Origin of the sequence: Kribbella alba (assembly GCF_039529635.1) — a bacterium.
Classification (GTDB): Bacteria; Actinomycetota; Actinomycetes; order Propionibacteriales; family Kribbellaceae; genus Kribbella; species Kribbella alba.
The window spans coordinates 380213-399596 of record NZ_BAAANE010000009.1 but is presented as its reverse complement, the minus strand read 5'-3'; the positions used below and the strand labels follow the sequence as shown (position 1 = coordinate 399596).

20 protein-coding genes are annotated in these 19384 nt (G+C 68.4%); 9 read left to right on the top strand and 11 right to left on the bottom strand.

The annotated features are described in order from the left end of the window. Positions 1–8 precede the first annotated feature (8 nt). Both ABD210_RS26590 and ABD210_RS26585 read right to left on the bottom strand, forming a co-directional pair. Positions 9–809 (bottom strand): hypothetical protein, encoded by an 801-nt coding sequence (locus ABD210_RS26590; RefSeq protein WP_344114902.1) that lies wholly within the window; start codon positions 807–809, stop codon positions 9–11. Next, the gene (locus tag ABD210_RS26585; protein WP_344114901.1) at positions 802–1581 is read right to left on the bottom strand and encodes an alpha/beta hydrolase; all 780 of its coding nucleotides are present in this window, start codon (positions 1579–1581) and stop codon (positions 802–804) included. The genes ABD210_RS26590 and ABD210_RS26585 overlap by 8 nt, the downstream gene beginning before the upstream one ends. Positions 1582–1788: 207 nt before the next feature. Here ABD210_RS26585 and ABD210_RS26580 point away from each other — a divergent pair, with 207 nt between their 5' ends. The 5 genes from ABD210_RS26580 to ABD210_RS26560 all read left to right on the top strand — a co-directional run bounded on the left by ABD210_RS26580 (position 1789) and on the right by ABD210_RS26560 (position 6377). Then, positions 1789–2577: a lysophospholipid acyltransferase family protein gene (locus ABD210_RS26580; RefSeq protein WP_344114900.1), complete on the top strand. Its 789-nt coding sequence runs from the start codon at positions 1789–1791 to the stop codon at positions 2575–2577. A gap of 8 nt (positions 2578–2585) precedes the next feature. Next, a complete protein-coding gene (locus tag ABD210_RS26575) occupies positions 2586–2978 on the top strand; it encodes a DUF2237 family protein (RefSeq protein ID WP_344114898.1) in 393 nt (130 codons plus the stop codon). Positions 2979–3098: 120 nt separating this feature from the next. Beyond that, the gene (locus ABD210_RS26570; RefSeq protein ID WP_344114897.1) at positions 3099–3890 is read left to right on the top strand and encodes a glycerophosphodiester phosphodiesterase; all 792 of its coding nucleotides are present in this window, start codon (positions 3099–3101) and stop codon (positions 3888–3890) included. A gap of 73 nt (positions 3891–3963) precedes the next feature. Continuing rightward, positions 3964–5337 (top strand): class II 3-deoxy-7-phosphoheptulonate synthase, encoded by a 1374-nt coding sequence (locus tag ABD210_RS26565; RefSeq protein WP_344114896.1) that lies wholly within the window; start codon positions 3964–3966, stop codon positions 5335–5337. Next, positions 5334–6377, top strand: coding sequence for a threonine aldolase family protein (locus ABD210_RS26560; protein ID WP_344114895.1), 1044 nt, complete (start codon positions 5334–5336; stop codon positions 6375–6377). The genes ABD210_RS26565 and ABD210_RS26560 overlap by 4 nt, the downstream gene beginning before the upstream one ends. Here the strand turns inward: ABD210_RS26560 and ABD210_RS26555 are convergent, their stop codons facing one another. Beyond that, positions 6378–7277: a DUF3800 domain-containing protein gene (locus tag ABD210_RS26555; protein ID WP_344114894.1), complete on the bottom strand. Its 900-nt coding sequence runs from the start codon at positions 7275–7277 to the stop codon at positions 6378–6380. A 367-nt stretch (positions 7278–7644) separates the two neighbouring features. Here ABD210_RS26555 and ABD210_RS26550 point away from each other — a divergent pair, with 367 nt between their 5' ends. From ABD210_RS26550 to ABD210_RS26535, 4 genes are all read left to right on the top strand, one after another. Continuing rightward, complete coding sequence (locus ABD210_RS26550) at positions 7645–8622, top strand: ribose-phosphate diphosphokinase (protein ID WP_344114893.1); 978 nt, start codon at positions 7645–7647, stop codon at positions 8620–8622. 34 nt (positions 8623–8656) lie between these two features. Then, a complete protein-coding gene (locus ABD210_RS26545) occupies positions 8657–9433 on the top strand; it encodes an ANTAR domain-containing protein (RefSeq protein WP_344114891.1) in 777 nt (258 codons plus the stop codon). 89 nt (positions 9434–9522) lie between these two features. After that, positions 9523–10050, top strand: a complete 528-nt coding sequence (locus ABD210_RS26540) for a hypothetical protein (RefSeq protein WP_344114889.1) — start codon at positions 9523–9525, stop codon at positions 10048–10050. Positions 10051–10187: 137 nt separating this feature from the next. Further along, positions 10188–11261, top strand: a complete 1074-nt coding sequence (locus ABD210_RS26535; protein ID WP_344114887.1) for a glycoside hydrolase family 172 protein — start codon at positions 10188–10190, stop codon at positions 11259–11261. A 101-nt stretch (positions 11262–11362) separates the two neighbouring features. Here the strand turns inward: ABD210_RS26535 and ABD210_RS26530 are convergent, their stop codons facing one another. The 8 genes from ABD210_RS26530 to thiO form a co-directional block, all read right to left on the bottom strand. Next, positions 11363–12565 (bottom strand): glycoside hydrolase family 15 protein, encoded by a 1203-nt coding sequence (locus ABD210_RS26530; protein ID WP_344114885.1) that lies wholly within the window; start codon positions 12563–12565, stop codon positions 11363–11365. Positions 12566–12575: 10 nt separating this feature from the next. Continuing rightward, positions 12576–13457 (bottom strand): DMT family transporter, encoded by an 882-nt coding sequence (locus ABD210_RS26525; RefSeq protein ID WP_344114883.1) that lies wholly within the window; start codon positions 13455–13457, stop codon positions 12576–12578. A 29-nt stretch (positions 13458–13486) separates the two neighbouring features. Then, entirely contained in the window at positions 13487–13681 is a 195-nt protein-coding gene (locus ABD210_RS26520; RefSeq protein WP_344114881.1) for a DUF1918 domain-containing protein, read from the bottom strand. A gap of 47 nt (positions 13682–13728) precedes the next feature. Further along, the gene (gene pknB, locus ABD210_RS26515; RefSeq protein ID WP_344114879.1) at positions 13729–15720 is read right to left on the bottom strand and encodes a Stk1 family PASTA domain-containing Ser/Thr kinase; all 1992 of its coding nucleotides are present in this window, start codon (positions 15718–15720) and stop codon (positions 13729–13731) included. A 117-nt stretch (positions 15721–15837) separates the two neighbouring features. Then, positions 15838–16875 carry a LysM peptidoglycan-binding domain-containing protein gene (locus ABD210_RS26510; RefSeq protein ID WP_344114877.1) on the bottom strand — a complete coding sequence of 346 codons (1038 nt, stop codon included), beginning with the start codon at positions 16873–16875 and terminating at the stop codon, positions 15838–15840. 270 nt (positions 16876–17145) lie between these two features. Further along, positions 17146–17922, bottom strand: coding sequence for a thiazole synthase (locus ABD210_RS26505; protein ID WP_344114874.1), 777 nt, complete (start codon positions 17920–17922; stop codon positions 17146–17148). A 32-nt stretch (positions 17923–17954) separates the two neighbouring features. After that, positions 17955–18167, bottom strand: coding sequence for a sulfur carrier protein ThiS (gene thiS / locus ABD210_RS26500; RefSeq protein WP_344114873.1), 213 nt, complete (start codon positions 18165–18167; stop codon positions 17955–17957). A gap of 17 nt (positions 18168–18184) precedes the next feature. Beyond that, positions 18185–19363: a glycine oxidase ThiO gene (thiO, locus tag ABD210_RS26495; protein WP_344114872.1), complete on the bottom strand. Its 1179-nt coding sequence runs from the start codon at positions 19361–19363 to the stop codon at positions 18185–18187. Positions 19364–19384 lie beyond the last annotated feature (21 nt).

The window sequence follows — 19384 nt, the reverse complement described above, 5'->3', positions numbered from 1 at the left end:
CGCCGGTGTCAGACGACTGCCCCGTCGTCAGGGGTGTCTTCTGGTGGAAGGCGGTCGTTCATCCGGATCACCAGGGTGAGGAAGCCGGCGATGAATCCGACGACGGCGAGCAGGGTGATCCGGCCGGTGCCGAAGTCGAGGAGCGCGGCGAGGATCAGCAGCAGCGGTCCGCCGAGCAGGCCGACCCAGGCGGCCCGGCTGATCCAGTCCAGCCGCGGCCCACGCGGAGGCTCCGGCGGGACGAAGTGGTCGTGTGGGTCCTCGGTCCGCCGGGCCGGCGGCTCCTCGGGCGGATCCTCGTCGGTGTCACCGACGATCAGTCCGGCCGGTATGTCGATGAGTGGTTCGTAGGAGTTCTCGTCCACGTCCTCGCTCGCCGGCCAGCGGGGGACCGGGCTGTCCGAGTGACCCGGGGCCGAGGGAGCGTTGAACTGCTCGACGAGCGACTTCCACTCGGCGTCCTCGGTACTGCGATCGATCACGCCGCGGGCGTCGTCGGTCGAATCGGCGTCGACGAAGATCTCGTCGAGCCCCGCCGCGATCCGCCGCGGCGCCTCGGCCTCCGCCTTGGCCTTGCCCGGGGTCTCGCCCGCAGCAGTGCCGTCGGCAGGAGGACCGTCTGTGGAGTCAACCGCTTCATCTGCCTCCGCGGCAGGCGTTGTGTCGGCAGACGGACCAGGCTCGCCCGGCGTGACGGCGTACGCGGCGATGCCGGCTTCGGCCAGCGCGGCCAGCACCGGTTCGGAGACGAGCGGGTCGATGCCGCCCATCGACGTGTAGGACGAGGCGGTCAGGCCGTTGTCACGCATCAGTGCCCATCCGTTGAGTGCTCAGCCGTCGGATGAAGGCGGTCGAATCCGCGAAGATGCGCGGGGCGTCGTTGTCCAGAGTGGCCACGTGATAGCTGTTCTCGAGCAGGGTCTCGGTCACGTCGCGGGACGAGATCGACGCCAGTACCGCCCGGCCCGAACTCGGCTCCACCACGTGATCGACAGTACTGCGGAACAGAAGCAACGGCTGCGTCACCTTCGGAAGATCCTCGCGGGTGATGCGCCACAACTGCGACAGTGAGTAGAGCGCCCGCAGCGGCATCCGGTCGTACGCGCCTTCGTCGACGCCCGGCTTCTTGATGTCGTTCGAGATCCCCGGGAACGACGGGACGAGGCGCTGCAGTATCGGCAGTAGCGCCAACCGCTTGTCATCGGTCCGTACGGACGGGTTGACCACGATCACGCCGGAGATGTCCGCGCCGTGCTGCTCGGCCAGCCGCAGGACGAGACACCCGCCCATCGACAGCCCGGCCACGAAGACCCTGTCGTGCTCTTTGCGGAGCCGCTCCAGCTCGTTGTCGAGTACGGCGTACCAGTCCTGCCAGCGGGTGGTGTTCATCTCCCGCCAGTCCGTGCCGTGACCGGGCAGCCGCGGTACGGCGACTCCATGGCCCTCGGCGGCCAGGTGTTCCGCGAACGGGCGCATGGACCGGGGCGATCCGGTGAAGCCGTGGCTCAGCAGGATCCCGGTGGCGGCGTTCTCACCGGATCCCGGGCTGCGGAACTCCTCCGCATGAGCTTGCACTGGCACGGGTGCTCCTCGACCTAATCCGTAGTTCCTGAGACGCCATGGTCGCAGCCGGAACGCAACTCGCCCAGTCCGGCTAGGGTGTCAATCGAGTCTCGTGATCGATGTCGCACCCAAGTCTGCAATCTGCTGACAACACGATGTGCAACACCCGCATTCCTGCCGGTGACATTGCCTGAGGGGGAAGCTGGAACGTAGGGTGTCGGCCGAGTGACGGAGGTGAAGGCGTTGCTGTACCTGTTCCTCAGGCGGTTCTTCGTCGGACCGATCGTGAAGCTGCTCTTCCGTCCCAAGGTCGAGGGACTGGAGAACATCCCCGCCAGCGGACCCGCGCTGCTGGTCAGCAATCACCTGGCCTTCTGCGACTCGATCTTCCTGCCGGTGGCGGTGCCGCGGCAGATCGTCTTCCCGGCGAAGTCGGAGTACTTCACCGCGCCCGGGCTGAAGGGTCGTCTGGTCGCGACCTTCTTCCGCTCCGTCGGCCAGATCCCGATCGACCGGTCCGGCGGCCGCGCCTCGCTCGCGGCGCTGAACACCGGGCTGGAGATCCTCCAGAAGGGCGAGCTCTTCGGCATCTACCCCGAAGGCACCCGGTCGCCCGACGGCCGGCTCTACAAGGGCAAGACCGGCGTGGCGCGGATGGCGATCGTGGCCGGCGTGCCGGTGATCCCGGTGGCGATGATCGACACCGAGAAGCTCCAGCCGCCCGGCACCGTGTGGCCGCAGTGGCTGGTCCGCGAGCCGGGCCGGCGGCTGCCGCGGCTGATCCGTGCGAAGGTCGCGATCGGCAAGCCGCTCGACTTCTCCCGCTACGAGGGGATGGAGCGCGACCGCTTCGTGCTGCGCTCGGTGACCGACGAGATCATGTACGCGCTGATGGAGCTGTCCGGCCAGGAGTACGTCGACATGTACGCCGAGAAGGCCAAGGAGCTGATCAAGGCCGGCGAGAGGGTCGACGACCACATCAAGCCCCGCCTCGGCGACACCAAAGCCTCCTGACCTGCCCGATGGACACTGAGCTGAGCGTCCTCGGCGGGCCGCTGGAGGAATGCGGCACCGACCCCGTGACCGGGTTCTTCCGCGACGGCTGCTGCAGCACCGGACCTGAGGATCTGGGCAGCCACACGGTCTGCGCGGTGATGACCGAGGAGTTCCTGGCCCACCAGACCGCCGTGGGCAACGACCTGGTGACGCCCCGGCCGGAGTTCAACTTCGCCGGTCTCCGCCCGGGGGACCGCTGGTGCGTGGTCGCCGCCCGCTGGCTGCAGGCTTTTCACGCGGGCGCGGCGGCTCCCGTAGTACTGGCGTCCACCAACGCCCGCGCGCTCGAAGTGATCCCCCTCGCCGCCCTCCGCAGCAACGCTGTGGACGTTCCTCCGGACCTCAGCTCCCTCACCTGACGACCTGACCGGGCCGAAGAGTTCGCCGCCGGGTCCGTGTGCGGTTTGGAGTGCAGGGGTATTGGTGGATGTCGGGGGCGGACGAGGACGAACGAGGAAGTGACATCGGGGTATGGACCGATGACCGGCACGGCAGTCATCCCGCAGGTGTTCACCCGGCCCCCGACGCTCATCGGGCACCGCGGTCTGGGCAAGGGCGAGGTCCGAGGTCAGCTCGAGAACACGCTGGGATCGTTCCTCGGTGCACTGGAGGCGGGTGTCCAGTGGGTGGAAGTCGACGTACGGCGAACGCTCGATGACGAGCTGTTCGTGGCCCACGACGCCGCCTTCCCCGATGGTGCGTTCCTCGCGGAGATGACCGGTGCGGAGGCGGACCGTCTCGGCGCTCTCCGGATCACCGAGTTGCTGGGCGAGCTGCCCGACCAAGCCGGGGTGATCTTCGACGTCAAGTCGTCGTTGGAGGACGCCACCCGGCCGGCCGATGCGACGACCGCGGCTCTGCTCGCCCGGATCGCCGACAAGTCGCTGCGGCACCGGCCGACCGTCGCCGCCTCCTTCGACCCCGCTGCGTTGCGGCATCTGCGCGAGGAGTCGCCCGACCTGCCCCTCGCGCTGTTGACGTGGCTGCATTTCCCGATCGGTCAAGCCGTCGCCGCTGCGGCGCACCTCGACCTCCAAGTGCTGGCCGTGCACGCCGGCTCGCTCTGGCCCGACACTGCGATCGCGCCGCTGGACGTGCCATCCCTCGAGCGCATCGTCGAGCAGGTTCACCAGTCCCACCGACAGCTCCTGGTCTGGTGTCCGACCGAGGCACAGGCCCTCAACCTGGCAGCGGCCGGCGTCGATGCCCTGGTCGTCGACGCCGTTCCCACTCAGGTGCGCGCCCTGTCCGCGCAGCGGCCCCAGCGGTGAGGTCGCCGGGCGGCTCCAGGGGTGAGGTGAGACGGTTTCGCGGCGGTTGGCGCGGCTGGAATAGGGTTGGGGCATGCAATTCGCGACCCTGAGTAGTGCGCTGGTGCCTGGAGTTCCCAGTTTGGACGAGCTGCGGGCGCTGAAGCCGTTGCAGCAGCCCGCCTGGCCTGACGGCGAGAAGCTGGCGCAGGTGATCACCCAGCTCAGGAAGCTGCCGCCGCTGGTTTTCGCCGGTGAGTGCGACGACCTGACCACCAAGATCGGGGCCGTCGCCCGGGGCGAGGCGTTCCTGCTCCAGGGTGGCGACTGCGCCGAAACCTTCGAAGGCGTCACCGCCGAGAACATCCGGGCCAAGCTCCGGGTGCTGCTGCAGATGGCCGTCGTTCTCCAGTACGCCGCGAGCGTGCCCGTGGTGAAGGTGGGCCGTATCGCCGGGCAGTACGCCAAGCCCCGCAGCAGTGGCGACGAGACCCGCGAAGGGGTCACCCTCCCGTCGTACCGAGGTGACGCGGTGAACGGGCTGGAATTCACGCCCGAGTCGCGGATCCCGGACCCGGAGCGGCTGCGCGGCGTGTACAACGCGGCCGCCGCCACCCTCAACCTGACCCGCGCGTTCACCACGGGTGGGTATGCGGACCTGCACCAGGTGCACGCGTGGAACACCGACTTCGTGAAGTCCTCGCCGGTCGGGCAGAAGTACGAGCAGCTCGCCTCCGAGATCGAGCGCGCGCTCGCCTTCATGCGAGCCTGCGGAGCCACCTCTGACGAGTTCCGGACGGTCGACTTCTACGCCAGCCACGAGGCGCTGATCCTCGAGTACGAGCACGCGCTGACCCGGATCGACTCGCGCACCGACCAGCCGTACGACGTGTCCGGCCACCTGCTCTGGGTGGGGGAGCGGACCCGCCAGCTGGACGGCGCGCATGTGGAGTTCCTCGCGTCGCTGACCAACCCGCTCGGTGTGAAGATCGGCCCGACCACCACCCCGGAGTACATCCGGGCGCTGATCGACAAGCTGAACCCGAAGGGCATCGAGGGTCGGCTGACCTTCATCACGCGGATGGGCGCGGGCAGGATCCGCGACGGGCTGCCGCCGCTGCTGGAGGCGGTCCGTGACTTCGGCTCGCCGGTCGCGTGGGTGTGCGACCCGATGCACGGCAACACCTACGAGACCCCGAACGGGTACAAGACGCGCAACTTCGACGACGTCATCGCCGAGGTGCAGGGGTTCTTCGACGCGCACGAGCAGGTCGGCACCTGGCCCGGCGGCATGCACATCGAGCTGACCGGCGACGACGTCACCGAGTGCCTCGGCGGCGGCGAGGCGCTGGTCGCGGAGGACCTGGTCAACCGGTACGAGACGGCCTGCGACCCGCGGCTGAACCGGCACCAGTCGCTCGAGCTCGCCTTCCTGGTCGCCGCGCGGCTCCGCGCCGCCCGGGCATGACCGAAGGGCGCCCGGACGTGATCGATCTGCGGTCCGACACCGTCACCAGGCCGTCGGCCGGGATGCTCGCCGCGATGACGAGCGCGCCGGTCGGCGACGACGTGTACGGCGAGGATCCGACGATCACCGAGCTCGAGACCGAGGTGGCCGGGCTGCTCGGGCATGAGGCCGGGCTCTTCGTCGCGACGGGCTCCCTCGCCAACATCCTCGGCGTACGCGCACTCGCCGCGCCCGGCACCGAGGTGCTCTGCGAGGCCAGCGCCCACGTCGCCCGCGCCGAGCTCGGGGCACACGCGGTGGTCAGCGGGATCAGCACGCGGACGTGGAGCGCGCCCGGCGGGCAGATCGACCTCGATCAGATCCGCGCCCTGATCGCCCCCGACCTCGGCCCCTACTTCGTGACGACATCCGCCGTGTCGGTCGAGAACACGCACAACTTCGGCGGCGGCACGATCCAGACCTCGTACGACGCGTTGGCCGACGAGCTGGAGGGAATCGGCCTGCCGCTGCACCTGGACGGAGCACGCCTGTGGAACGCCTCAGTGGCGTCCGGTGTACCGCTTGCGGCATATGCGTCCCGGGCGACAGCGGCGAGCGTCTGCCTGTCCAAGGGGCTCGGAGCGCCGGTGGGGTCGGTGCTGGTGGGGTCGGCGGAGCTGATCAAGGAGTCGCGGGTCTGGCGGAAGCTGCTTGGCGCGGGGTGGCGTCAGGCCGGAGTACTGGCGGCTGCCGGGCTGTATGCGGTCCGCAACAACGTGCAACGGCTTGCAGAGGACCACGCGAACGCCGGCCTGATCGCCGAGATCCTCGCCGATGCGGCCCCCGGCTCGGTCAAGCCTGACCAGGTGGACACGAACATCGTCGTCGCGGACCTTGCGGCCACCGGCAAGTCAGTCGCCCAGGTGGTTGCCGGCGCCAAGGCCGAGGGTGTCCTGGTCGGGGGAGTGGGCGTGACGCAGCTTCGCCTCGTCACCCATCTCGACGCATCCGCAGCCGACTGCCGCCAGGCCGCGGAAACCGTCGCACGCCTCCTGCGCTAGTCATTCAGACTGATCAAGAACTCCGACGGGAGGTAGCTGATCTCCCTGCGCGTTCGAGATACGCGCTTTGCGAAGAAACAGTTGGCGAGACTCAGTGGCAAGGCGGGCACTGCAAGGCTCGCACGAGCAGGAGCCTTGGCCGTATGACGGTGAGTAGTGCACGCAGCCGTGAATGGCGCCGCCGTCGGCATGAAAGAGGGGCCACAAGATATCGAAGTACGCCCCGTCCTCCGCCCCCGGTCGATACCGCCGGAAGAGAGCGTATGAGACGAGGTCGGCGACCTGAAGGAGTCTGGTGGCTCGCGAATCAGAGAAGAGGGGAACGTCAGCCAGATTGCGAAGCTGACCGACCTTGCCCGCGGTGGCCCGCCACTCGGAAGTCCAGGTCTGGATGTCTCTCTCAGCTATCACGCGCCTGTCGTGAATCACGAGGCCCCGGTTGGGCAATTCCTCTCGTGTCCGCAGAGTCTTCAGCATCACATCGAACTTGTTCAGCAGAACCTCGTACGCGAACTGCTCCTTCTCGATCGCGTCCCAGTCTGAGCGAAAGTGCGCGTCGACCACAACGCCGAACAGGGCAGGCGGGAGCTTCCTGTTGGTGCATTGGAAGGACGCGACCTTCTTGTATGCGTCCTCGAGAATAGCTAGGCGAGTCTGCCGAGGAACCCGGGCCCAAACGCTGACCGGGCCTTGCTTGTTGGCGGCGGGCTTCTTGGCGTTTCGCAGCTCGGCCGCGTGTAGTTCGTACTCGTCGAGGTTTGGGGGAACACGGTCCAAGTGGTCTATCACCAGTGTGTCCAACGCCTGCTGGAGCCGCGAAGCGTCGTCCTCGTGGATCGCAAGACCGCCGAGAACGAAGGCGTGGCTACCGCCGTGTGTCCCCGACTCGTCAACGAACAAGTAGATACAAGGAATCCCCTCCGACAAACAGTACGAGGCCCGGCGTGAACCGGGCCTCGTTAGATCGTCGAGTCAGCGATGTGGGCACCGCGTTGGCAGTCCCACCCTGCTGATCGGAACCGCGTTGGCAGTCCTCTCGGCTTGCTAAGCCTGACGTGGTGGGGCTCCAGATGTCAAGCCGACGTCACGCCTAGTAGTCATCCTCCTCGTCAGTCGCCGATGAGACAACTTGCCAGAGGCACCAGAGCCTGTTCCGTCGGCTGCTCGGCTCAGTGGCCGGCTGTCCACCGCAGCAAGGCGTCGGCGGATCCTCAGCGATCCCGAGGTAGGCTTCGATTTCGTCGGATCGGGACGTTCGGGGAGAGCCGTGCGAGAGATCGTCGTGTTCAGCGGAAGTGCTCATACCGGTCTTGCCGAACAGATCTGTGCCGATCTCGGCGTGGACCTGTCTCCGGTCGAGATCCATCGGTTCAGCAATGACTGCCTTCAGGTCCAGTTGCAGGTCAACTGCCGTCAGCGGGACGTCTACATCGTGCAGCCGCTGGTGCCGCCGACGCAGGAGCACCTGATGGAGCTGCTCTTGATGATCGACGCCGCACGCGGTGCTTCCGCGGCCCAGATCACCGCTGTCATGCCGCACTACGCCTACGCACGTTCCGACAAGAAGGACTCGTCGCGGATCTCCATCGGCGGCCGCCTGGTCGCGGATCTTCTCGTCGCCGCCGGAGTCGACCGGGTCCTGACGATGGCCCTGCACGCTCCGCAGGTGCACGGGTTCTTCTCGGTGCCGGTGGACCACCTGACCGCGATCGGTGTCTTGGCGGAGCACTTCCGGACCACAGACCTGACGAACACCGTTGTGGTGAGCCCGGACCTGGGGAACGCCAAGACGGCGACCCAGTTCGCGCGGTTGCTCGGGCTGCCGGTCGCGGCGGGCAGCAAGCAGCGGCTGGCCGACGACCGGGTCGTGATCGACGCGATCGTGGGCGACGTGGCCGGCAAGAAGGCGATCGTGCTGGACGACGAGATCGCCACCGGCGGCTCCATCATCGAGTTGCTCGACCGGCTGAAGGACCTCGGCTGCACCGAGGCGGCGGTCGCGACCACGCACGGCCTGTTCGCCGGTCAGGCCGTCGAACGACTCCGGTCGCACCCGTCGATCACCGAGGTGATCAGCACGGACACCGTGCCCCGCCCGGCCGGCTTCCCGGAGCTCCAGGTCAGCTCGGTCTCAGGCCTGTTCGCCGAGGCGATCAAGCGCATCCACGACGGCGAATCGGTCAGCAGCCTCTTCGACGGGGTCGACCCCACTCACGCTCCGCCGCAGCCCAAACTGCCTTTCTGAGCCCTTTACCGTCCGCACGAGGCATGATGCTCGTGTGGCAGAAGAGATCATCGCGCTCGCCCAGGAACTGGCCGAAGTCAGCCGTCTGGTGGAGGACGACGATGTCACCTCGACGCTGGACCGATTCGTCCACCGCATCGTCGCGGTGGTGCCGGACTGCGCCGAGGCCGCGATCGCCGTGCTCGCTGACCGGCGGCCCGACCTCGTCGCCCGCCACCATGCGTCAGCCGATGCGCTCGTCGAGCCCGCCCGGGCAGCGCTCTCTGCCCAGCTCCTGCGGGCGGACGGACCGCTGTTCGACGTGCTCGAGTATGGCGATCCGCACCGGATCGGCGACACGGCGGCCGACCATCGCTGGCCCGAGTTCTCCGCGTCGATGATCAACGCGGGCTACCGAAGTTGCCTGCTGCTGCCGCTGCCAGCCAAGGGTGATGCCGCCGCCGCGTTCGCCCTCTTCTCGGCGACACCGAGCGCCTTCGGCGACACGTCGTACGACATTGTGCTGTTGTTCGCGTTGCACGCCGGGGTGGCGTTCGACAACGTTCAGTTGTTCAAGGACAGCCGGTCCCTGATCGAGCAGTTGCAGACGGCACTCAGCACCCGGACGGTGATCGCGCAAGCCGAGGGGGTGCTGATGCATCGGTACGGCATCGGCCACAAGATCGCGTTCGACGTGCTCAAACGAGGTTCGCAGAACGCCAACCTGAAACTGCGCGACCTGGCCGCCGACCTCGTCAAGGCCCAGGAAGCCGGTGTCCTCGCCGCGGCTCTGACCCGCTACGGCCTGGCCACCGGCCGAGCCGAAGGCTGATTCGAACGCCCTCTGGACCAGGCTTCATGGGGCGCACGTCAGGGAGGTCTGACCCCTGTGACGAACGGCGGCGCTCTATCGTCAGCGCCATGAAATCTGTGCCGCCACGACTGCTTGCCCTCGGCGCCGCCGCGCTCTGTCTGGTGATCGCCCTGGCCGCGGCCCTCGCTGTCGACAGCCGGCTCGACCGGCACTGGGTGATGCGGGGGATCACGCTCGTCCTCGCGTTCGGGTGCGCGGCGGTGCTGGCGGATGACCGAGGCCGTCGGTTCCGGCGCATCATCGGGCTCGTCGGCGTCCTGATGTTCGGCTTCGTGGTCCCGGTCACGTCGACCACCTGGGCCACGCCGCCGGAGGTCGACTTCGCCCTCGCGGTGGCGGACGACGCCAAGGCGACGGCGACGAAGGACGCCCGCGGCGCCGTCACGGTCGACGACGTCCGCGCAGCCACCCAGGCCCGCGGTGGCGCGGTAGGCACTCCCAAGACCGACCGAAGTCCCGAGGTCCGCGGCGCCGACACCTTCCCGCTCATCGTCCGGCCCAAGCCGAGCCAGGGCCGCCCCTGGGCCTGCGTCTCCTTCACCCACGGCCTCGACGCCAAGATCCGCCCCTGCTGACCTTGCGTCCGAACAACTGGGGGCCCTGCCCCACCGCTATTCGGACGCAAGCCGGGTTTCGAGGGAATCTGCTCAGAGTGTGAGAAATCGATTTCCGATCCACCATTCGGGCGGTTGCGGAACTTAGGCTCCCGCCCATGACACTTCCCAACCTGTCCGGACTCAGTGCGGTCGTCGATGTCGAGACCCGCTCCATCAGCGCAGAGAACCCGACCGGCGAGCCCGGCCAGGGAGGCCGTCGTACCGAAGGAACCGGTGCCCACGCCGCGAGGGATCTCGGCCAAGGCTGGAAGGTGTCGCCGTCGATCGAGATCGCGGCGGGTGAGACCGTCACGCTCGCCGACATCACCGGGCCCGGCTGCATCACCCACATCTGGCTGACAACCCACAGCGACAACTGGCGCCGGCTCGTCCTGCGCAGCCACTGGGACGGTGATGAGACACCGGCGATCGAGGTCCCGGTCGGGGACTTCTTCTGCTCGGGCTGGGGACGCTTCGCCCAGGTGAACTCACTGCCGGTCGCGGTGAACCCGAACGGTGGCTTCAACTGCTACTGGGAGATGCCGTTCCGCGCCCAGGCGCGGTTGACGCTCGAGAACACACACGACGAGGCCGTGGTCGTGTACTTCCAGGTCGACTACTGGCTCGGCGCGGTGGCGGAGGAGTCGGCGTACCTGCATGCGCAGTGGCGGCGGAGCAACCCGCTGCCGGCGAAGACGGTGCACACGCTGCTGGACCGCGTGGAGGGCCCGGGCCACTACGTCGGCACGTACATCGCCTGGGGTGTGAACAGCTCCGGCTGGTGGGGCGAGGGTGAGGTGAAGTTCTACGTGGACGACGACGAGGAGTTCCCGACCATCTGCGGTACCGGCACGGAGGACTACTTCGGCGGCGCGTGGAACTTCGACCTCGGCCCAGATCGTGGCGGCTACACCGAGTTCAGTACGCCGTACCTCGGCCTGCCGCAGGTGATCCGCCCGGACGGGCAGTACCAGAGCCAGCAGCGGTTCGGCATGTACCGCTTCCACCTGCCCGACCCGATCCGCTTCCGCTCCAAGCTGCGGGTCGACGTCCAGGCCCTCGGCTGGCGCTCCGGTGGCCGCTACCTGCCCCTGCAGGACGACATCGCCTCAACTGCCTACTTCTACTCAACCGCCACGAGCACAGCGCGCCCCGCCGCCCCGACCCACGACGAAATGGAGATCTGCTGAGGATCACCCCCGGTACTCCGGTCGCTGCCGCGCGAGCTGCCCACGGCCCGGGCGGAAGCACCTGTACGCCGGACGCTCCTGCCGCACGGGCGTGCCTGGGCTCAGGGCGCCGGAACGGGGAGTGGGCGGTCCAGCGCGGTGGCGGTGAGGATGACCAGGGCTGAAGTCCAGCCTAGAGGCGCCTCGCCGGCGGGTCTCAGGTCGCGGTTGACCTTCTCCGGTAGAGCGCCTGAAGGGGTGCGATGGGCGTCCAGCCAGCTGAGCAGGGACTCGGCGGTGTCGCGATCGCCGCGGGCCGCCGCGCTCAAGGCGAAGAGTGCGGTCTGAGGCGTCCAGGCGACCCCGTCCGCTCGCCATTGCTCGCCCGGTGTCACGCCTCCGTTCGGTTGGGTCAGAACGTCCAGGCTCCGCTCGATCGCATCCGTCACCTCGGGCCGAGCCGGGGCGAACGGGGGACCCAGCACTGTCACGATCGCGTCCGCCCCGCCCGGGTCCGTCTCGCCGAACGGCTTGGCCGGTGTCCGCGGATAGGAGGGACCGAAGTCGCGATCCGTTGCCGCCGACAACCGATTGAGCGCATCCAGCCAGGTCGGCACCTCGGCGGTGCGGCCAAGGCCGGCAGCGATGGCGAGCCCGGAGCGAAGGCCCGAGAGCAGCGGCGCGATCGTGCCGAGGGTGACCTCCGGCTCGCGCTTCTCCCAGTAGTCCGGTGACTCGAACGGCAGCCCTTGCGGGCCGAGCTCCGCCACGATCTGATCACCGGACTCCCGCAGCATCGGCCAGTACTTCGTCAGGTCGAGGCCGGTCGAGCAGGACCAGGCTGCCCAAAGCACCCAGCCCGATCCGTCCGACTGCGCCTCCCGGCCGTCTTGCGGGATCGTGCCGTCCGAAGCGGAGTAGCGCGCCGCCCAACGGCCGGAGGTGGGCCTCACCTTGTCGAGGAACGACAGGATCTCGGCGGCCTCGGCGTACTGGCTGACCGAGCAGCGGGCGGCGGCGACGAACGAGGCATCGCGCGGCCAGACGAATCGCCACGGCCCGTCCCAGCCTGCCAGGGTGGCGCCGTTGGGAAGCGTCAGGGAGTCAAGGTCAGCCAGGGCCTGTCGAACCATCCCGCTGTAGCTGGACGGAAGCCGCGCACTGGTTGCCGATGGCACCTGCTGCCCTGGGATGCCGTCGGCGACGAGACCCGGTTGCGGGTTGCGTCGCAGGTTCGAGGCAGTCCCGGCGGCCAGGAACGCGAGCAGTGCGACGATGACCGCGACAGGGAAGAGCCGGATCCGTCGCGCGCTGTCGTCCCGCACTGCCGCCCCCTCATTGCGCTAGATGCTGCACCTCGGCCTCGAACTTGCGGCGTGGTGCCAGCTCGACAAGGTACATCGCCGTCATCACCAGCGCACCGCCGATCAGCATGCGCCCGGTCACACTGTCCGTTCCGAAGAGTACGGCGAACGCCGACGCGAACACCGGCTCCATCGTCATCGCGATCGCCGCGCGCGTCGGCGTGAGGTGCGCCTGCGCCCAGGTCTGCACGATCAGCGCCAACGCGCCCGCGATCAGCGCCATGTAGACCACCGCGGCCCAGTCGCCCCCGCCACTGGGCAGCGTGAACCCCCCGGGGATCGCGCCGACCGCGCAGACCGCCGTGATCACGAGCATCTGCAGCGAGGACAGTCCGAAGGCGTTGGAGGGCGTCGACCAGGCACCGAGACCGATGATGTGCAGGGCGTAGAGGCCGGCCGACGCGAGGGTCAGGAGCTCACCCGTCCCCAGGCTGAAGCCCCGCAGCGACAGGACGCCGAGTCCGATCGTGGCCAGCGCGACCGCGACCCAGGCCCACCGGCCGATCTTGTGCCGCAGGATCACCGCGGCCAGGAGCGGGGTGAACACGACGTACATTCCGGTGACGAAGCCGGAGACGCTGGCCGAGGTATGGCGAAGGCCCTCGGTCTGCACCAGCTGGGCGATGCCGTAGGTGATGCCAAGGGCGACACCACGACCGCGATCCAGTCTGCTGAGCCGTCCGATCGCCGGGGGACGGATCAGGATCAAGGCGACCGAGGCGATCGCGAACCGCAACGCCAGGTAGTCGGCGACGTCCATCCGCGTCAGCAGATCCTTGGTCAGGAAGAACGTCGAGCCCCACGCCGCGGCCACCGCGAGCAGGGCCAGCACGGCGATGCGGGGGTGAGTCACCCGCAAAGCTTCTCAGACACCTGACCGAGCTAGGACGTGTGGTGCTCCACCACGCAGTCCGTGCCCGGGAACACGAGCGACTCGTGGCCGTCGTCGAACCGGATCAGGTAGGGCGGGGCCCCGTTCTCACCACGGACCTCCAGCACCTCGCCCTGGCGTTCGTGTGAGCCGACCGTCCGGCCTCGGACGTGCAGCAGGTCTCCGACCTCGGCATGCATGCTCATCACCTCCGGCTCCTCAGACTAGGCCCGAAGCGGAGCGTCGGGAAGGCTCAGACGACGGTGACGATGACCGTAGTACCGGGCTGCGCCTTCTTGCCGGCGCCGGGGTTCTGCCCCGCGACCAGGTCCAGCCCGAGGTTGAACGGCGCCTTCTCCACCTTCACCTTGAACCCGGCATCGGTGAGGACCTTCTGCGCATCGACCAGCTTCTTGCTCCGGACGTTGGGTACCTCGCGCAGCGGCGGGCCCTTGGACACGACCAGCTTGACCTTGTCCTTGGCGAACAGCGTGCCGTTGTTCGGGGTCTGGCTGACCACCTTGCCCTCGGGCACAGTCTCGTCGTACTGGTCCGTCCGGTCGACCACGAAGCCCGCCTTGCGCAGCGCCCTGGTGGCGTCCTTGACCGGTTTGCCCGTCAGGTCGGGCACGGTGATCGGCCTCTTGCCCAGGCTGACCCAAAGGTTGACGGCTGCGCCCGGCTTCAGCGACGTGTCGAACTTGGGCGTGAACGTGATCACCCGCCCGGCCGGAACCGTCTCGCTGTAGGTGTCGGTCTCCTTGCCGGTGACCAGCTTGACCGACTCCAGCGCACGCTTGGCCGCGTCCAGTCCGAGTCCGGCGAGCTGGGGCACGTTGTAGCGTTCGGGGCCTTTGGAGACGACCAGGCCGATCTCGCCGTTCTTCCGGATCCGGTCGCCCGGTGCCGGGTCGGTCTCCATGACCTGGCCCTTCGGCACGGTCTCCGAGAAGCCCTGCGGAAGCAGCGTGGTGTGCAGCCCCGCCTCACCGGCCTTGGTTGTGGCAGCGGCCGGTGCCATGTTCACCAGCAGGGGCGTGGACGTGTAGCGATGCACCCCGTAGTACCAGGCTGCAGTCCCGACACCGAGCGCTAGCGCCAGCACGGCGATGAACGCGATCAGCCCGCGTGCCTTCGACCGTGGCGGCGCGGGCCGCACAGGATGCGACTGCTGCTCGGCCCTGTACTGCGTGGCGCCGTTCAGCGCCGGCTCGTACGGCGCGGAAAACGGGCGGCCCTCGAACGGTACGACGATGGTGTCGTTGCGAGGTGGCTCGCCCCCGTAGCCGCGGGTGTAGCCGTCGTCGTAGCCGCTGTCCTGGCGGATCTGCTGGAGCGGCACAGTGAGGTCGCCGGTCAGGTCCGGGTCGTCCGGAAGCCCCTCCTCGAGCGCGCTGCGGACCCGGCGCACCTGGCGGCTGAGCACCCGCGCATCGGCCGGCCGGATGTCCCGGTCCCTTGCGGTGGCCCGCTGCACGAGCGCATCGACGTACGGCGGGATGCCGGGCTGGATCTGCGAGGGCGGCGGCACGTCGGCGTGCACGTGTGCGTAGGCGACCTGGATCGGGGTGTCACCGGTGTGCGGTTTGTTGCCCGTCAGCAGCTCGTACAGCAGGATGCCGGCCGAGTACACGTCGGACCGTGCGTCGGCGCTGCCGTCCGTCACCAGCTCCGGCGCGAGGTACGACACCGTGCCCATCAGCAGGCCCTGGGTGGCAGTGTTGCCGGTCGTGGTGACGGCCCGGGCGAGTCCGAAGTCGGCGACCTTCACCGTGCCGTCATTGGAGATCAGCACGTTCTCCGGCTTGATGTCGCGGTGCACGATGCCCGCGTCGTGAGCGGCCGACAGCGCGGACAGCACCGGCGCCAGCAGGTCCAGCGCCCGCGCGGGCGGCAGCGGCGCCTGCTGCCGGATGACGTCACGCAGCGTGCGGCCGGGCACGTACTCCATCGCCAGGAACAGCGTCCCGTCGTCATCGCCCTGGTCGAACACCGCCACGACGTTCGGGTGGGACAACCGGGCGGCGGCCCGCGCCTCGGCCACGAAGCGGCGGCCGAACTCGGCGTCGTCGCCCAGCCCGAGGTGCATCACCTTGAGCGCGACGATCCGGTCCAGCCGCATGTCCAGGGCCTCGTAGACGGTGGCCATCCCGCCCTTGGCGACGCGTGCACCCACGCGGTACCGCCCGTCGAGCACGCGCCCGACAAGGTGGTCGCTGAGCTGGGTGGATACGTCATCCGTCACGTGCCGTGAGCCGCCTCTCGAAGCCTGCCTGCTCTGAGAGTGTAAATAGGCGGTCCTACGGCAGCTTCCCCGCCGCGCCGGATCACCGGTCAGCACCGCGCTGGACCACTGGTCGGCTCAGCGCGCCGGGTTCCACCCACTCTCCAGCTGCGCCTTGATCCTGAGCACGTTCTTCACGTACAGCTTCGTGTCCGGATACATGCCGTTGCGCCGCACCCCGCCGAGGCCCTGGTAGTAGCCCGCGACCGCGAGGTCGAGCTTGGCCGCCGCGGTCAGCCGGTCCAGCAGGACCACTCCGGCGATCACGTTGTCGAGCGGTTTCAGCAGGTTCAGGTCACGCCCGACGATGCTGGACGCGAACCGCCCGGTCGACGGGATCACCTGCATGGCGCCGACGGCGTTGGCCGGGGAGACCACGCGCTGCTTCCAGCCGGACTCCTGCCACGAGACAGCCAGCGCGAGCTCGGGATCGACGCCGTACTTCTTCGCCACGGAGCTGATCAGAGACCGCATCTGGCTGCGCGTCGGCAGTTTGCGGTTCTTCAGGATCGCCCGGTTCTTGTCCGCCTGGGACACGATGTGGTCGGCGTACGTGCGGCCCGCGAAGGTGTTGTTCTTCGTCGTCTTCTTGGGCGCCGGCTTGGGCTTGGGGATCGGCACCGGGACCTGCAGCGGCTTACCGATGAAGATGTGGCTCGTCCGCTTCAGGCCGTTCACCGACAGCAGGTACCCCTGCGACACGTGGTATCGCTTGGCGATCTCGCCGATCGTGTCGCCGGACTTGACGATGTACGTGATCCGGCCGGGCTGCTGCCGCTTGGCCGGTGGCGCCTGCTTCGGCCGGGCCGGCATGCCGGGCAGCGTGAGCAGCTCGCCGGCATAGATGGCGTTGCCGTTGCCGGGCAGATTGTTCAGCTCGACCAGCGTCTTGACAGTCGTCCCGTACCGCGCGGCGATGTGGCTGAGCGTGTCGCCGTTCTTCACCTTGTAGTGGCCGAAGCCCGGCGAACCTGCCGTGATCACCCCGGCCGCGAGCACCGGGACCGCGATCCCGGTCAGCACCCGTACTACGGTCCGTCGCCGGCTCCGCCGGTGATTCTCGATCTCTTGGACGTCTGGTGCGGGTTCAGGTGCTCTTGCGCAAGTGTTGCTCATCATCCATCTCCCCGTGTGAACGTCCCTTGACGGTAAGTGGTGGTACTGATGTGACAACAGATGCGGATGGGTCACTTGTTACGGCTGTTATCCAATGTTTACAGTTGACGCCTGAACTACACGGTTGTGGTTCACAATCGATCGACGCAGAGCGTTTATCCGATCACGCAACCCGTTCCGCGCAAAGCCTCCCGGGCCGGTCACTTGCCGCGGGCAACTGGTGCCTCAGGCATCTACCTGGTCCAGACGATGAAACGGGGGCAGCCGTCGTCAGTACGACAGGCGGCCAGTGATGGGTGAGGAGGCCTGGGCCGAGTGCCAGCGGCGGGGGATCCGGCCGGCGAGTAGAGCGCTGCGGCCCGCGTTCACGGCATCCCGCATCGCGGCGGCCATCAGGGCAGGCCGTTCGGCCCGGGTGACGGCCGTGGCCAGCAGCACGGCGTCGCAGCCTAGCTCCATCGCCAGGGCGGCATCGCTGGCCGTGCCGATCCCTGCATCGAGCACGACCGGCACCTTGGCGGCCTCGACGATCATGCTGATGTTGTGCGGGTTGCGGATGCCCAGGCCCGAGCCGATCGGGGACCCCAGCGGCATCACCGCGGCACACCCGGCCTGTTCCAGCCGGCGCGCCAGGATCGGGTCGTCGTTGGTGTAAGCCAGCACGGAGAACCCGTCGGCGGCCAAGGTCTCGGCAGCATCCAGCAGCTCCACCGGATCGGGCAGCAGAGTGTGGTCGTCGGCAACCACCTCGAGCTTGATCAGGTCCGTCTGCAAGGCCTCTCGGGCCAGCCGAGCCGTCAGGACGGCTTCGCCCGCGGTGAAACAGCCCGCGGTGTTCGGAAGTACGGCGATGGCGTGCTTGCGCAGGACGTCGAGCACCGAGCCCTGCTGGCTCGGGTCCAGCCGTCGCAAGGCCACGGTGGTCAGCTGGGTGCCGGACGCGACCAGCGCCTCCTCCAGTACTTCGAGGCTCGGCGCGCCGCCGGTTCCCATCACCAGCCGGGAGGTGAACTCCCGCCCTGCGATCACCAGGGTGTCGTCACTCATCGGTTCCTCCTCAGCTCATCCGCAAGACACACTCAGCCGCCCTGGACCGCGGTGAGTATCTCCACCCGGTCGCCCTCGGCCAGCGTCGTACCGCTCCACTCGGCCCGCGTCACCACGGCCTCGTTCACCGCGACGGCCACGCCGATCGGGCTGCGCGCCCAGCGGTCAACCACGTCGGCCACTGTGGTTCCCGCGGTGATCTGCTCGGTGGCGCCGTTCACGAGCACGTTCATGGCCTCACTCACCTCGCTACCTTAGGCATCTACTCGCCCGGCCCTTCGGAGCGGTCGGCAAGATGAGACGGGCCGCTGCTGAAGCGGCTTGCCAGGAACGGCTTGGCCAGGTCGGGCAGTCCGCTGCGGATGGTGTCGGCGATGACCTGCGCGGTGATCGGAGTGAGCAGTACTCCGTTGCGGTAGTGGCCGGTGGCCCACATCAGCCCGTCAAGACCACTCGGTCCGAGGATCGGCGCGTTGTCCGGAGTGGCCGGCCGCAGCCCTGCCACGCACTCGACCAGCTCCAGCTCGTCGGTGATAGGCAGAACCATTCGTGCATCGCGAAGGAGAGAGAAGACGCCTCCTGCAAGCACGCGAGTGTCATAGCCGAGCTCGGACGTGGTGGCACCAACCACCAGCTCACCGCCCGGCCGGGGGACCAGGTAGACGGCGAAGCCTCGCGCGGTCGCCCGCACTGTGTGCTGGAGCGCTGGGCGGTACGCCTCGGGGACGCGGAGCCGGAGGATCTCACCCTTGATCGGTCGCACCGGCGGACGGAGTTCTTGTGGGATCCCCTCGAGCTTCGCTGACCATGGGCCTGTCGCTGCGACGATCTGGGACGAGCTGATCGTGCTGCCGTCTTCCAGTTCGACGCCGACGGCCGCAGTACCGGCTGTGAGAACGCGAGTGACTCGCTGGCGGACGAGGCTGACGCCGACCAGCTCAACCGCTTCGAGGAGAGCGGCGACGGTCTCGCGGTTGTTCACCGAGTGATCGCCGGGGACCCAGACTCCGGCGGAGACGCCTGCCGCGAGCAGTGGTTCGCGCTTGCGCGCTTCGCGCCCGGAGAGCTCCTCCACCTCGAGGCCGAGGCGGCGCTGGTAGTCCGCGAGCCGGTGGATCGCGGCCGCGTCGTCCACGTCGTACGCGACCGAGAGGGTTCCAGTGCGGTTCAAGCCAGCCGGTAGGCCGGTGAGTGCCTCGAGCTCTTCGGCGAAGGTCGGCCAGGCCGCCACACTCGCAAGGTTCAACGCCAGCAGTTCGTCCTCGCCGTACTCGACCTCGGTGACCGGGGCCAGCATGCCGGCGGCGACGGAGGAGGTCTGCGTGCCGGGTGTCGGATCGCATACCGTCACCTGGATACCGTCTGCCGCCAGCCGCCAAGCGGTGGCCAAGCCGATCAACCCGGCCCCGATGATGACGACTTCGGAGGTCTGCGCAGGCATGGGCCTAAGACTACGACGGCA